At 71.6% G+C, this 13,642-nt stretch carries 8 protein-coding genes; 3 read left to right on the top strand and 5 right to left on the bottom strand.

The genetic code is table 11. The features are described from left to right. The first annotated feature begins 85 nt into the window (after positions 1 to 85). Entirely contained in the window at positions 86 to 976 is an 891-nt protein-coding gene (locus tag OHV05_RS06590; protein ID WP_405016798.1) for a hypothetical protein, read from the top strand. Between the two features lie 10 nt (positions 977 to 986). Here OHV05_RS06590 and OHV05_RS06585 read toward each other — a convergent pair whose 3' ends face one another. Further along, complete coding sequence (locus tag OHV05_RS06585; protein WP_405016797.1) at positions 987 to 3,017, bottom strand: CocE/NonD family hydrolase; 2,031 nt, start codon at positions 3,015 to 3,017, stop codon at positions 987 to 989. 10 nt (positions 3,018 to 3,027) lie between these two features. Then, on the bottom strand, positions 3,028 to 4,515 hold the full coding sequence (locus OHV05_RS06580; protein WP_405016796.1) for a peptide MFS transporter: 1,488 nt from the start codon (positions 4,513 to 4,515) through the stop codon (positions 3,028 to 3,030). Positions 4,516 to 4,745: 230 nt separating this feature from the next. On the opposite strand from OHV05_RS06580, the gene OHV05_RS06575 reads away from it, so the two are divergent. After that, positions 4,746 to 5,846 (top strand): HoxN/HupN/NixA family nickel/cobalt transporter, encoded by a 1,101-nt coding sequence (locus tag OHV05_RS06575; protein WP_405016795.1) that lies wholly within the window; start codon positions 4,746 to 4,748, stop codon positions 5,844 to 5,846. 281 nt (positions 5,847 to 6,127) lie between these two features. Continuing rightward, on the top strand, positions 6,128 to 8,551 hold the full coding sequence (locus OHV05_RS06570; protein WP_405016794.1) for an endonuclease/exonuclease/phosphatase family protein: 2,424 nt from the start codon (positions 6,128 to 6,130) through the stop codon (positions 8,549 to 8,551). Between the two features lie 58 nt (positions 8,552 to 8,609). Here OHV05_RS06570 and OHV05_RS06565 read toward each other — a convergent pair whose 3' ends face one another. From OHV05_RS06565 to OHV05_RS06555, 3 genes are all read right to left on the bottom strand, one after another. After that, positions 8,610 to 9,530, bottom strand: a complete 921-nt coding sequence (locus OHV05_RS06565; RefSeq protein WP_405016793.1) for an SGNH/GDSL hydrolase family protein — start codon at positions 9,528 to 9,530, stop codon at positions 8,610 to 8,612. Positions 9,531 to 9,819: 289 nt separating this feature from the next. Then, positions 9,820 to 11,436, bottom strand: a complete 1,617-nt coding sequence (locus OHV05_RS06560) for a hypothetical protein (RefSeq protein WP_405016792.1) — start codon at positions 11,434 to 11,436, stop codon at positions 9,820 to 9,822. 229 nt (positions 11,437 to 11,665) lie between these two features. Next, positions 11,666 to 13,300 carry a hypothetical protein gene (locus tag OHV05_RS06555; protein WP_405016791.1) on the bottom strand — a complete coding sequence of 545 codons (1,635 nt, stop codon included), beginning with the start codon at positions 13,298 to 13,300 and terminating at the stop codon, positions 11,666 to 11,668. Positions 13,301 to 13,642 lie beyond the last annotated feature (342 nt).

Raw genomic sequence — 13,642 nt, 5'->3', positions numbered from 1 at the left:
TCGGCTGCCCTTCCGTCGCTTCCCGACCGCGACGCAAGGGCAGCCGCGTCGGTGCCCGGCCAGGGGGGACCTAGACTCTGCGGCCATGAGCGGAACAGAACTCCTGCCCGAGGTGGTGCTCCGGGCGGGACGGAGCAGCGCGCGACTGGTCGACGGCACCGTGGTGATCGAGCGGCGGCGGGCCACGCACCGGATACCGGTGGCGGCAGTCGAGCGGGCGGAGGTGGTCTCCGGCGGGGCGCGGTTGGTGCTGACGGGTGCTCAGGGGGCCGAGTACCGGCTGCGATGCCGGAACGCGCGGGCGGTGGCGGCGTTCGTCGCGTCGGTGAACCGGGCGCGGCCGGTGGCCGACCGGGCCGAGCGGGACCGGGACGGCGTGGCATTGGTGGAGAGCACGGTGCGGCCGCGACGGTGGTGGGTGGTCCCGATCCGCTTCCTCCGCCCACTGGTGGACGCCTGGTGGAAGGTCGCCGCCTGGCTCTACGCGTTGGGGTTCGTGGTGCTGCCCGTGCTGGTGGACCTCCGTCCGACGGAAAGCTTCGCCCTGGTCATGCTCTGGGGCTTCGGCCCGCCGGTCCTGGCGGCCGGGGTGGCCTGGGTGGTCCACGGCGTCGGGCGCCTGCGTGCGCCCTGGCTCTACCAGTTCCGGGGGGTCCGGGTGATGGCGCGACTGGACCGCCTGCGGGAGCAGCCCTACGCGGACGGGGACGGCAGCTACCTGCAGGGGAAGTACGCCTTCGTCGACCTCGACGGCCGGCCGCGCAGCCTGGAGCGGATCGTCTCCAAGAGCGCCCGGATCGGTGACCGGATCGAGCTCTGCTACGTGCCGGACCAGACCCGGCTGGTCGACACCGGCACGCGGTACGGGGCGGAGATCGCCGGGCGGTCCGCCGTCCTGGTGCTGTTCGCGCTCCCCACCGCGCTGGTGGGCGCGGCGATGACGATCGGTCCGATCGTCATCGCCCTGTCGGTCTGAGCCCCCGGGGTCAGGACGCGGTGCGCGGAATCCGCCGCTGCCAGTCGCGTTCGAAGAGCACGTCGCCGGCCTCCAGGGCGGTGAGGTGGTTGTGGGTGGTGAAGTGGGTGGCGTCGCAGGTGATTTCGGAGCGGGTGTGGACGGTGACGTCCCAGCCGAGGTCGGGGCGTTGCAGGCGGACGGTCCAGTCGGAGCGGGTGGTGGCGGAGAGCGGGTCGTCGGTGAGGATGCGGTAGGCCTCGACGGCGTGCTCGTCGAAGACCAGGCCGTCCGGGTAGCGGCGGGAGCCGCCGTAGCCGGGGTCGACCTCCAGGCGCCACTCGCCGGTGGCGACGTCGCGGAGCACCAGGCGTTCGGGGCGGGCGGTGAGCGGTTCGACGGGGCGGACGTCCAGGCCGACCGACTGCTCGGGGGGCTCGAAGGTGATCGGCGGGGAGCCGGCGTCGGCGGCCAGGTGGCGGACGGGCAGCGCGAGCACGCTGTGGCCGGGGTCGACCTCGAAGCCGGCGGTGTCGGGCTGCGGCCAGATCCAGGGCCAGTAGGCGGAGGACAGGGCGAGCCGGACCCGGTGGCCGGGCGGGAAGGCGTGGGCGATCGAGACCAGCGGGAACTCGACCTCCTCGACCGCGCCCGGGGTCCACTCGACCACCCGGTCCCGGCCCTGACGCGCGGTCAGGTTGAGCACGCCCCGGGTGACCAGGGTGGAGGAGCCGTCGGGGGCGACGTCGCAGAGCCGGGCGATCACCTGCCCGCGTCGGCTGTCGCAGCGGATCCGCAGCCGGACGGAGGCGTTGCCGAGGATCTCCACCGTCTCGGGCAGCGGGGTGGAGTCGAAGCAGACCGAGCGGCCGTCCTCCTCGCGCTGGTCCGGCGGCAGGTCGGCGGCGTTGCCGAACGGGAAGAACCGCCCGGCGTCCACCCCGGTGTGCTGCGGGGAGCGGACCCGGACGAAGCGGTCGGGGGAGGAGGTCCCGGCGGTGCGCAGCGCGTCGTCCAGGCCGTAGTGGATCTCCCGGACGTCCGAGGAGGGCCAGGAGTCGTCGCCGATCCAGCGGCCCGGCCGGTTGGCGTACGAGGTCGCGGGCGGCACCGACTCGTTCATCCAGCTGCGCAGCGCGGGCTCAGCCAGCACCCCGGTGTCGAGGTCCTTCAGCCAGTGGTCCCACCAGCGCAGGGTCTCCTGCAGGAAGCCGATCGCCGGGCCGGGCGGCAGGCCCCGGTCGGGGTACTGGTGCGACCAGGGGCCGATGATGCCCCGGACCGGCGCGTCCAGGTGCTCGACCAGCCGCAGCACGGTGTCCCGGTAGGGGTCGGCCCAGCCACCGACGGCGAGTACGGCGGCCTTGATCGCGCCGTAGTCCTCGCAGACGCTGCCGTGCCGCCAGTAGTCGTCCCTGGTCTGGTGCGCGAGCCAGGGGTGGACGAACGGGTCGACCGCTTCGAGCCGGGTGAGCCACCGGCGCCGCCAGTCCTCGCCGACGTACTTCGGGTCCGGCGGGCGGCCGACGAAGGCGAGCATGGTGGCGGACCAGGCGTGCATGTCGACGGCGAGCAGTGAGCCGCCCATGTAGTGCACGTCGTTGTCGTAGCGGTCGTCGGTGGAGCAGACGGTGACCACCGCCTTCAGCGCCTCGGGCGCCAGCGCCGCGATCTGCAGGCTGTTGAAGCCGCCCCAGGAGATGCCGAACATGCCGACCCGGCCGCTGCACCACGGCTGCGCGGCGAGCCACTCCACCACCGCGACGCCGTCGGCCAGTTCCTGCGCGGAGTACTCGTCGCCGGGCAGCCCGCCGGAGTTGCCGTGGCCGCGCACGTCGACCCGGACCGAGGCGTAGCCGTGGCCCGCGTACCAGGGGTGGCGCTGGGCGTCGCGCGGCGCCGTCCAGTCGGTGAGCCGGTACGGCAGGTACTCCAGCAGCGCGGGCACCGGCGCGTCGGTGACGGGGCGCCAGATCCGGGCGTACAGCTCGGTGCCGTCGGCCAGCGGGATGCGCAGGTCCTCGCGGGTGGTCCCGTACGGGTAGCTGTCGGGGTGCTGCATCGAGGACCTCCTAGTGGACGGGGTGCATGGTCCGGCGCATCCAGGGGAGCGCGAGGTACAGCGCGATCCCGGCGACCACGGCGAACAGTCCGAGCGCGCCGTAGTAGGCGGAGTCGGCGACCTCGCCGTAGAGCTTGGTCAGCTGGGCGGCGATGCCCTGGGAGAGGGCCAGCGAGAGGAACCAGACCGCCATGGTCTGGCTGGCGAAGTGACGGGGCGCCAGCTTGCTGGTGGCGGACATCCCGGTGGTCTCCAGCAGGATGTCGCCGCCGCCCATGAAGAGGTAGCAGCCGAGCAGCCAGAGCCCGGCCACCTGGTAGTCGCGGCTCTTGCCGAGGGTGGCCGGGACCAGCACCAGGAAGGAGAGGCCGGCCGCGAACAGCGAGTAGGCGATCTTCCGGGAGGCGTGCGGCTGGCGGTCGCCGAGGCGGACCCAGAGCGCGGCGATCACCGGGGCGAGCAGCACCTCGATCGCGCCCAGGATGGAGGTCCACCAGCTGGACGGGAAGTGCCAGCCGAAGATGCTGTTGTCCACGTGGTCCACCGCGAGCAGGGCGAGCGTGGTGTAGGAGGAGAACAGCACCAGGTTGAAGACCACCGAGGCGAGGAAGAGCACCACGTACGGCCGCAGCCGGCCGCGCTCCGCCCGGCTCACCTCGGGGCTGCGGAACATCACCGCGAAGTAGGCGATCGGGGCCAGCACCGAGACCAGCGTGATCAGGTCGACGGCCCGGTCCATGGTGAGCCAGCCGACCAGCTGCAGCAGCACCCCGACGGCGGCCACCAGGACCACCACCGCCACCGCGCGGCCGGCCCAGCGGCTCCGCTCGGCCTCGGTGAGCGGGTGCACCGGGCCGCGGTCCCGGTGCAGGGTGGAGCGGCCCAGCACGTACTGGACCACGCCGAAGGTCATCCCGACCGCGGCGGCCGAGAAGCCCCAGTGCCAGCCCTTGTTCTGGCCGAGCCAGCCGCTGATCAGCGGTCCGGCGAAGGCGCCGATGTTGATGGCCATGTAGTAGAGGGCGAAGCCCGCGTCCCGGCGGTCGTCGTCGGTGGCGTAGAGCCCGCCGACCAGGGTGGCCGCGTTCGGCTTCAGGAAGCCAGTGCCGACCACGATCAGGCCGAGGCCGACCCAGGTCATGGCGGCGGTGGGTACCGACATCGCGTAGTGGCCGCAGGCGATCAGCGCCCCGCCGTAGAGCACCGACCGGTAGGAGCCGAGCATCCGGTCGGCCACCCAGCCGCCGACCACCGAGGTCAGGTAGACCAGGGTGCCGTAGGCGGAGACCACCGAGGCGGCGGTGCCCTGGGCCATGCCGAGGCCGCCGTTGGCGACCGGGTCGGCGAAGTAGAGCACCAGGATGGCCTGCATGCCGAGGAACGAGAACCGCTCCCAGACCTCCAGTCCGGACAGCGTGAGCAGACCGCGCGGGTGACCGAAGAAGGAGTGGTCGAGCCGCGGGGCGTCCTGGCTGTCGAGGTCTGTGCTGTTCAGCAAGGGGACTGCCTCCGGTCGGTCCTGATGATCACCGAATCAGACAATAGATGACTTTTACTCCTATTTCCTGACGGAACGTGAGCTGTGGCGCCGCCCGGGCGACCCGAGTGCCCCGATACGCCGTGATGACGCAATTGCGAATGGGTTGCAACTGCGGCCGGATTGGGGGAAGGATGGTCCAGCTCGGGGGATCCGGGTATCTCGTACGACTCTTACTGGAGGACTGCCGCATGGCCGCGCCTGGCAGACTGCGTGACCGGCTCACCCGCGAGGAATGGTTCCGGCTGGCCGGGATGGGCGGCTTCGTCCTGGCGCTGCACGTGATCGGGTGGTTCACCCTGATCGCGCTGGTGGCCCCGGAGCAGTACGACGTCGGTGGGCAGGTCTTCGGCGTCGGGATGGGCCTGACCGCCTACACCCTCGGGATGCGGCACGCGTTCGACGCGGACCACATCGCGGCGATCGACAACACCACCCGCAAGCTGATGGGCCAGGGCCAGCGTCCGCTGTCGGTCGGCTTCTGGTTCTCGCTCGGCCACTCCTCGATCGTCTTCGGGCTCTGCGCGCTGCTCGCCTTCGGCATCCAGTCGCTGGCCGGGCAGGTCGAGTCGGACGACTCCACCCTGCACGACCTGACCGGTCTGATCGGGGTCAGCGTCTCGGGGGTGTTCCTGGTGCTGATCGGCCTGATCAACCTGGGGGCCTTCAACGGCATCCTCAAGGTGTTCCGGAAGATGAAGCAGGGCGAGTTCGACGAGGCCGAGCTGGAGCGCCAGCTCGACAAGCGCGGCTTCCTGAACCGGATCCTCGGCCGGGTCACCAGGGCCGTCACCAAGCCCTGGCACATGTACCCCGTCGGCCTGCTCTTCGGCCTCGGCTTCGACACCGCCACCGAGGTCTCGCTGCTGGTGCTGGCCGGCGGCGCCGCCGCCTTCCAACTGCCCTGGTACGCGCTGCTGGTACTGCCGGTGCTGTTCGCGGCGGGCATGAGCCTGCTGGACACCATCGACGGCTCGTTCATGAACTTCGCCTACGAGTGGGCCTTCTCCAAGCCGATCCGCAAGATCTACTACAACCTCACCGTGACCGGCCTCTCGGTGCTGGTCGCGCTGGTGATCGGCACCATCGAGCTGGTCGGCCTGCTCGGCGAGAAGCTCGAGATCACCTCGGGCCCGGTGGCCTGGATCGGGTCGATCGAGCTCGACATGGTCGGGTACGCGATCGTCGGCCTGTTCGTGCTGACCTGGGCCGGAGCGGTCGGGTACTGGAAGTTCGGCCGGGTCGAGGAGCGCTGGTCGGCGAGCCTGGAGAAGGTCGCCGTCCAGGACTGACGCAGGGTCAGGTCCCTCGGGGCCCGGGTCGGAGCAGCCGCCAGGTGCGGGCTCCCGGCCCGGGCCTTCGTCGTACCTGGTGGCCGACCGTCTCCGGGTGGTTTCCAACTGTTAACGGGCAACCCCTTGTCGGGTCATTTTCTACGCGCGTATCTTGGGGCCCGCCGGATCAGCCCGGCGGATGATCTACGCGGGTAGTGCGCCGTCCTGCACTACCTGACCCACCCTCAGCTCCCGGCGACCCCAAGAGCGTCGGAGCATGAACCGAGGAGTTCTGCCCGGTGACGAAGTCCACCGCTCCCCGCCGTTCCCGCCGCAGCCTGCTGCGCGCGGCCGTCCTGCCCGTCGCCGTGGCGGGTTCGCTCGTGCTCGTCCCGCTCCCGGGCGCGTTCGCCGCGACCTCCGCCGACGCGGTGATCTCCGAGGTGTACGGCGGCGGTGGCAACTCCGGTGCCACGCTGAAGAACGACTTCATCGAGCTGGCCAACAAGGGCACCGCAGCCTTCGGCCTGGCCGGGTACAGCGTGCAGTACCTGCCCGGCACCCCGAGCGCCGGCTCGCAGTGGGGCGTCACCCCGCTCACCGGCTCGGTCGCCCCCGGCGCCCGCTACCTGATCGCCGAGTCCGCGGGCACCGGCGGCACCGTGGTGCTGCCCACCCCGGACGCCACCGGCACGCTGGCACTCTCCGGCACCAGCGGCACCGTCGCGCTGGTGAACGGCACCGCGCCGCTGACCTGCAAGACCGCCGCCGACTGCGCCGCCGAGCCCCGGATCAAGGACCTGGTCGGCTTCGGCACCGCGGTGGTCCGGGAGGGTTCGGGCCCGGTCGCCGGGGCGAGCAACACCGCCTCGGTGGCCCGCAAGGCCGGCCTGCCGGACACCGACGACAACGCCGCCGACCTGGTGGCAGGACCGACCAGCCCGGTGAACGGCAAGGGCGAGGTCCCCGAGGGCGACACCCCGCCGGAGCCGACCGAGCCCGGCACCGCGCGCATCCACGACATCCAGGGCACCACCCGGGTCTCCCCGCTGGCCGGCCAGACCCTGCAGGGCGTGCCCGGCGTGGTCACCGCGGTCCGCGCGTACGGCTCCAAGGGCTTCTGGATCCAGGACCCGAACCCGGACGCCGACCCGGCCACCAGCGAGGGCCTGTTCGTCTACACCGGCAGCGCCAACCCGACCGTCAAGGTGGGCGACTCGGTGCTGGTGACCGGCAAGGTCGCCGAGTACTACCCGGCCGCCGGCGCGGGCGGGCAGTCGCTCACCCAGCTGACCGCGCCGTCGATCAAGGTGCTGTCGGCCGGCAACCCGGTGCCCGCGCCGTTCGTGCTCAACGACAAGTCGATCCCGGTGCCGTACGCCCCGGACGCGGCGGGCGGCTCGATCGAGGGCCTGACCCTGCAGCCCGGCAGCTTCGCGCTGGACCGGTACGAGTCGCTGGAGGGCATGAACGTCCAGGTCAAGGACGTCCGGGTGATCCAGGCCACCGACGAGTTCCACGAGCTGTGGGTGGCGGCCCGCCGCAAGGACGAGAAGTCCAAGCGCGGTGGCGTGATGTACCTGGGCTACGACAACCCCAACTCCGGCCGCCTGATGGTCCAGTCGGCCCCGCTGGAGGCGGACCGGCCGTTCCCGGTGGCCAACGTCGGCGACGAGCTGACCGGGGTCACCGACGGTCCGCTGGACTACAACCGCTTCGGCGGCTACACCCTGATCGCCAACACCATCGGCGCCCGCCAGGACAACGGCCTGGAGCGCGAGGTGACCAAGGAGGCGGCGGCCGGTGAACTCACCGTCGCCACCTACAACGTGGAGAACCTCGACCCGTCCGACCCGGACTCGAAGTTCGCCGAGCTGGCGGCCGGGATCGTCACCAACCTGCGCTCGCCCGACATCCTCACCCTGGAGGAGGTCCAGGACGCCAACGGCGCGGTCAACGACGGCACCGTGGACGCCGCCGCGACCGTGCAGAAGTTCGTCGCCGCGATCAAGGCGGCCGGTGGCCCGGCGTACGACTGGCGCTCCATCAACCCGGAGAACAACAAGGACGGCGGCGAGCCCGGCGGCAACATCCGCCAGGTCTTCCTGTTCAACCCGGCCAGGGTCTCCTTCACCGACATCCCCGGTGGCTCGGCCACCACGGCCGTGGGGGTCACCGGCGCCGGGAAGACCACCGCGCTGACCGCCTCGCCCGGCCGGATCGAGCCGGCCGAGGACGCCTGGGCCAGCAGCCGCAAGCCGCTGGTGGGTCAGTTCGCCTTCAAGGGCAAGAAGGTCTTCGTGATCGCCAACCACTTCAACAGCAAGGGTGGCGACCAGGGCCTGGAGAGCCGCTTCCAGCAGCCGACCCGCAGCTCCGAGGTGCAGCGGATCAAGCAGGCCACGCTGGAGCAGGCGTTCCTGGCCAAGCTGCTGGCCGCCGACCCGAAGGCCGCCGTGGTCTCGCTCGGCGACTTCAACGACTACCAGTTCTCCCCGGCGCTGACCACGCTCACCAAGGACGGCGTGCTGCGCGACCTGGTGAACGAGCTGCCGGAGCGCCAGCGGTACTCGTACGTCTTCCAGGGCAACTCGCAGGTGCTCGACCACATCCTGGTCAGCCCGGCGGTGAAGCACGCCAAGTACGACATCGTGCACATCAACAGCGAGTTCGCCCAGCAGGCGAGCGACCACGACCCGCAGATCGTCCGCATCAAGCCGTGACGCCGAACTGACGGGGCGCGGACCGGAGTTCCGGTCCGCGCCCCGTCGTCGTTCCCGGCTATTTCCCGAGCGACTTGAGCACCGCTCCGGCCATCGCCCGCTCACCGGCCGCGTTCGGGTGGAACGGGGCGGCGGGGGACTGCGGGATCAGGCCCTCGATCCACGGGGTGTCCGAGCAGGCGTCATGGCCCCTGGTCGGGGTGGCGGTGTCCACGTAGGTGGCGCCGTTCGCGGCGGCGGTCCTGGCCAGCATGGCGTTCAGATCGCCCAGCACGCCGTGCAGGTACTCCACGTCGCCCGGGGTGACCGGCTGGCGGCCGATGCAGTTCGCTCCGTTCGCGGGCACCACCGAGGGGTAACCCACCAGCAGCACCTTGGCGTCGGGGGACTTGGCGTGGATCCGGCGCAGGCCGTCCGCGAGCTGGGGCGCGGCGGCGGCGATCCGGCTCCGCAGGTCGTCCTCGCCGTAGACCCACTGGAACCGCCAGTCCTGCCAGGCCCAGTGACCGTGGGCGTAGACGTCCTTGCAGGGCGTGCCGAGCGGGTTGACCACGGCTCCGCCGACGCAGGTGGCGATCAGCTCGGCCACGCCGAGGTCGCTCACCCCGAGGTCGTTGCCGCCGATGCCCAGGGTGACCAGTGCGGTGTCGGCCTTGAGGGCGTTCAACTGCGGTGCGTAGACGCCGTACTGGGCCTCGGTCAGGTGCTTGGTCTTGGCAGCCGAGCAGGTCACGTCGGTGTACGCGGTGCTCTTCAGTGCGGCGGCCACCAGGTGGCCGTAGTTCTGGTCCGAGCGCAGGCAGAGCCCGCCGGACTGGTTCGGCACCAGGGCGCCGGCCGCGAACGAGTCGCCGAGGGCGACGTACGAGCCGGAGCCGGTCCCCGCGTGGGCGGCCGGGGCGGTCAGTGCGGCGAGGGCGGCGGTGGCCAGCAGGCCGCCGAGCACGGCGGGAAGGCGCTTTCGGGCATGGCTGAACACGGTGCCTCCTGAGGGGTGGAGAGACGCGCGGGTGGGGGTGGGTGGAAGCCATGGCCACAGCTACTGACAGGTAAGTTACTGGCAGGTTAATAGCACCGTCCAGAGCCTGGTCGGAATTCCCGAATATCCGTCAAGTTGCCCTGGAATTACGCTCCATGGTGGATCGTATGAATGCTTTAATTCGCTACGCGGTGGAGCGGGGCGATTCTTCGATACCTGTGCGGGTAGTGCGAAAAGCCCTCGGGCGGGACCGGGTGTTCCCGGTCCCGCCCGAGGGCGCGTGTGGGGGTCAGGCGGTGGTGGGGATGCCGTTGACGTAGGCGACGGGGAGGTTGAGGACGTCGTCGAAGCTGAGCTTGCCGGGGCCGAACTGGTCGGCGGTGAGCGCCTTGCGCTTGCCGCCGCTGATCTGCCAGATGGTGGGGGAGTTCGCGTGCTTCACCAGGGTGCCGTCGGCGGGGGCCGGCTTGGCCGCCGCGCCGCCGAGCCAGGTGCCGGGGACGCCCATCAGGGAGCGGTTGCTGTAGCCGAGGCCGGTGTAGTCGGCGCCGCTGAGCGGGACGGCCGCACCGCCGGCCATCACGTAGACGCTCGGGTCGGCCCCGGAGACGTTCTTGACCACGGTGCCGTTGGGCAGCGGGCGGGCGGCGGCCGCGGCGAGCCAGGTCTCGGGGGCGCCCATCAGCGACTCGTCGCTGTAGCCGTAGCTGCTGAACTCCTGGTAGGTCAGTGGCAGCGCGCTGCCGCTGACGATGACGTACACGCTGGGGTCGCCGTTGCCCTGGCCGGTCATCACGGTGCCGGTCGGGACGGTGTTCGCCTTGGCGGCAGCGAGGTAGCCGCCCGGGACACCGAGGTCGGGGCGCTCGTTGTAGCCGTCGGCGGTCCACTCCGCGCCGGAGATCGGCAGGGCGGCACCCGCGACCATGACGTAGCGGTCGTTGCCGCCGGCCTGGTCGTGCACGACGGTGCCGGCCGGGAGGGTGTTGCCGCGGGCGCCGGCCAGCCAGGAGCTGGGCACCCCGAGGTCGGCGCGCTGGTTGTAGCCGGCGGCGACCCAGTCCGGGCCGGCGATCGGCAGTGCCGCGCCGTTCACGACGACCCAGCGGCCGTTGCCGCCGGCCTGGTCGTGCACCACGGTCCCGGAGGCGGGGCTGGTGGGCAGGGCGTGGAAGGCGGCCGCGTCGACGGTCACCACCGCGCCGAGGTTGTACCCGCCGGGTGCCACGTCGCCGCCCGCCAGGTAGAGGCCGGCGCCGTTGATCATGACCTTGACGTCCGGGGCGTCCGGGGTCTTGATGAGGGTGCCGGTCGCCAGCGAGGCGGGGTTGGGGTACGAGGTGGAGGGGGCGCCCTCCAGCACCCGGTCGTAGCGCAGCGCCTTGTACTCGCCGTTGGGGTGGCTGTCGAACTTGGCGGCGTTGATCGAGACGCCGGTCCGGTGGGCCACCGGGGTCGACCCGAACGAGTAGTAGGAGAACGTGGTGTGGGCGGCGTCGTCCCACTTCTCGAACAGGATGACGTGGTTGTAGTAGCTGTTGAGGATGTCGCCGGGCCGGAGCTCGCTGCGGGAGATCTCGTGCGAGACGTCGGGCAGCGTCCGGGTGTTGCGGCTCTCATTGAGGTGCCAGGCCATCGAGACGTAACCCGAGCAGTCGGTGCGGTAGTTGCGGCCCGACGAGTCCGGGTAGCTGCCGCCCTGGTTGTAGCCGATGCTCTTGCCGTACCAGAACCGGGCGCGGTCCAGGATCTCGCCCCGGGTGATGTCGCCGTTGACGGCCGAGCTGGCGGCCGCGGTGGCGGCGTGGGCGGCGGGGAGGGTGACCGCCGTGGTGGCCACGGCACCGGAGGCGGCGATCGCGGCGGCAAGGGCGAAGCGAGTGATCTTGGAGACGGTGGCGGACATGCGTGAACTCCTGGGGTGCCGGCACCGGTCGGTGCCGAAGGCGGAAGGGGACTGGGCCGATCGCGGGGAGCGAGGCCCGGAGGATGCGGGGCGGACAGGGCCGCGCGGCGGGCCGGCGGCGGCTGCGGCTGCCCGGAACGGGCAGCGGGGAGCGGGCAGCGGGGTCGGGAAGGGTGGAGCGGTGGCGGGGAGCGGCGGCCCGCCATCTGACGAACCGTCGGTGGTCCGGCTACGGGGCGGTGGGCAGCCCGGCCGTGTACGCCGCCGGGACCTGGACCATGTCGTCGAGGCTGAGCTTGCCGGGGCCGAAGTCGGCGGCGGAGAGCGCCTTCTTCTGACCGGCTGCGGTGACCTGCCAGACGGTCGGGTCGCCCGGCGAGAGCAGCAGGGTGCCCTGGGCGGGTGCGGGCTTCGCTACGGCGGTCTGCTCCCAGGTTCCCGGCACACCCATCAGCGGACGCCGGTCGTAGCCGAGACCGGTGAAGTCGGCGCTGCCGAGCGGCACGGCCGCGCCGCCCGCCATCACGTAGACGCTCGGGTCGGCCCCTGAGACGTTCTTGACCACGGTTCCGTTGGCCGGGGACTTCGCGGCCGCGTTCTGCAGCCAGACCCCGGGGACGCCCATCAGGGCGGCGGTGTCGTAGCCGTTGGCGCTCCACTCCGAGCCGGCGATGGGCAGGGCCGCGCCGGCCACCATCACGTAACGGCTCGGGTCGGTCCCGGACTGGTTCATCACGACCGTCCCCGAATCCGGGGTTCGGGCGGCGGCGGCGCGCAGCCAGTCCGTGGGGACGCCCATCTGGGGACGCGAGTCGTAGCCGTTGGCGCTCCACTCCGAGCCGGCGATGGGCAGGGCCGCGCCGGCCACCATCACGTAGCGGCTCGGGTCGGTCCCGGACTGGGCCGCCAGCACCAGCCCGGACGGCAGGTTGCGCTGACGGGCGCTCTGCAGCCAACTGGTCGGAACACCCAGCTCGGCACGGCCCCGGTAGCCGTCGCCGACCCAGTCCGAGCCCGAGATCGGCAGTGCCACGCCACCGACCACGACGAACCGGGCCGCGTCGGTTCCGGACTGGTCGAGGATCACGGTCCCCGCAGCCGGGGAGCCCGGCAGCGAGCGGAACGCGCTGTCGTCGACGAGCACGATCCGGCTCAGGTCGTAGTGGTCGATGCCGACGTCGGAGGCCGCCACGGGCAGACCCGCTCCGGCGATCATGACCTTCACGTCCGGTCCGGCGGGGGACTTGACGAGGGTTCCGGCCGGCAGCGCCACCGGGTTCGGGTTGACCGGCGTCGAACCCACGGCGTTCACGATCCGCTGCGCGTCGGCGGCCTCGGGCTGGTAGTGGGTGGGGTAGGCGGAGCGCTGGACGGTCTGGCAGACCACACCGACCTGCTTGCCCTGCCAGGAGTTGTTCGGGTACAGGTTGAGCAGCTCGTTGAGGAAGAGGTTCGTGGTGACGGTGGGGTTCAGGCGGTCCGAGGTGCTGCCCCAGGAGGCGCGCTGCTGGAACAGTCCCACGCTGTCGTGGTCCAGCTGGTTGGGGTTGTTGTAGAGGGTTGACTCGGTGATGGCCGTGGTGACGGCGATCACCGCGGCCTGGTCGGGCAGGCCCCTGGCCCGGACGGTGGCGACGATCGCCCGTGCGCAGGAGACCCGGTAGGCGGTCATGGCGTTGCGCAGCTTGCCGGTCAGCACCTGGTTCAGGTTGGAGGCCACCGAGCCGTCGTCGCCGGTGACCGTCCCGCACGTGACGTTGGGCAGGCCGGCGGCGGACGCCGGCGCGGCACCGGCGGTGATCGCGCCGGTCAGGGCGACGGCGGCCGCCAGGGCGGCGATCGAGCGGTGCGGGCGCTTGGTCATGGCAGGGGGTTTCCTTCACGGTGGCGGGCAGCGCAGCACTGCCGGGGGCTCGCATTGAGCTGATGTGTCGTCAGGTTCCGTGCTGAACAGTGAAGTTGGCCTCCACTCGTTGCCCTCTTCCTTCGGACGAGCACCAGCTTCGCGGCTCCGGAAGGTGGACGGAAGATCGTTCGGATGGACGGAATCGGCCCTGGCCCGTTCCGTCCACGGACGCCCCCCGGGCTCCGGCCGGCTCATGTGCCCCGATGGCCGAGGGGCAGCTCGCGGGAGGCGACCGGTGCCTTCCGGCACGGTGCCCCGGCGGTCGGCCGCCGCCGGAGGTTACCGGCCGGTTGACCACGG

The sequence above is a fragment of the Kitasatospora sp. NBC_00070 genome (assembly GCF_045041205.1).
Classification (GTDB): Bacteria; Actinomycetota; Actinomycetes; order Streptomycetales; family Streptomycetaceae; genus Kitasatospora.
The sequence above is the reverse complement of the archived record's forward strand: the minus strand, read 5'-3'. Positions and strand labels throughout refer to the sequence as shown.

Coding starts and splice junctions, on each gene's coding strand:
- OHV05_RS06560 (WP_405016792.1), bottom strand. CDS start 11,436: ATGTCCGCCACCGTCTCCAAGATCACTCGCTTCGCCCTTGCCGCCGCG.
- OHV05_RS06585 (WP_405016797.1), bottom strand. CDS start 3,017: ATGCAGCACCCCGACAGCTACCCGTACGGGACCACCCGCGAGGACCTG.
- OHV05_RS06575 (WP_405016795.1), top strand. CDS start 4,746: ATGGCCGCGCCTGGCAGACTGCGTGACCGGCTCACCCGCGAGGAATGG.
- OHV05_RS06555 (WP_405016791.1), bottom strand. CDS start 13,300: ATGACCAAGCGCCCGCACCGCTCGATCGCCGCCCTGGCGGCCGCCGTC.
- OHV05_RS06590 (WP_405016798.1), top strand. CDS start 86: ATGAGCGGAACAGAACTCCTGCCCGAGGTGGTGCTCCGGGCGGGACGG.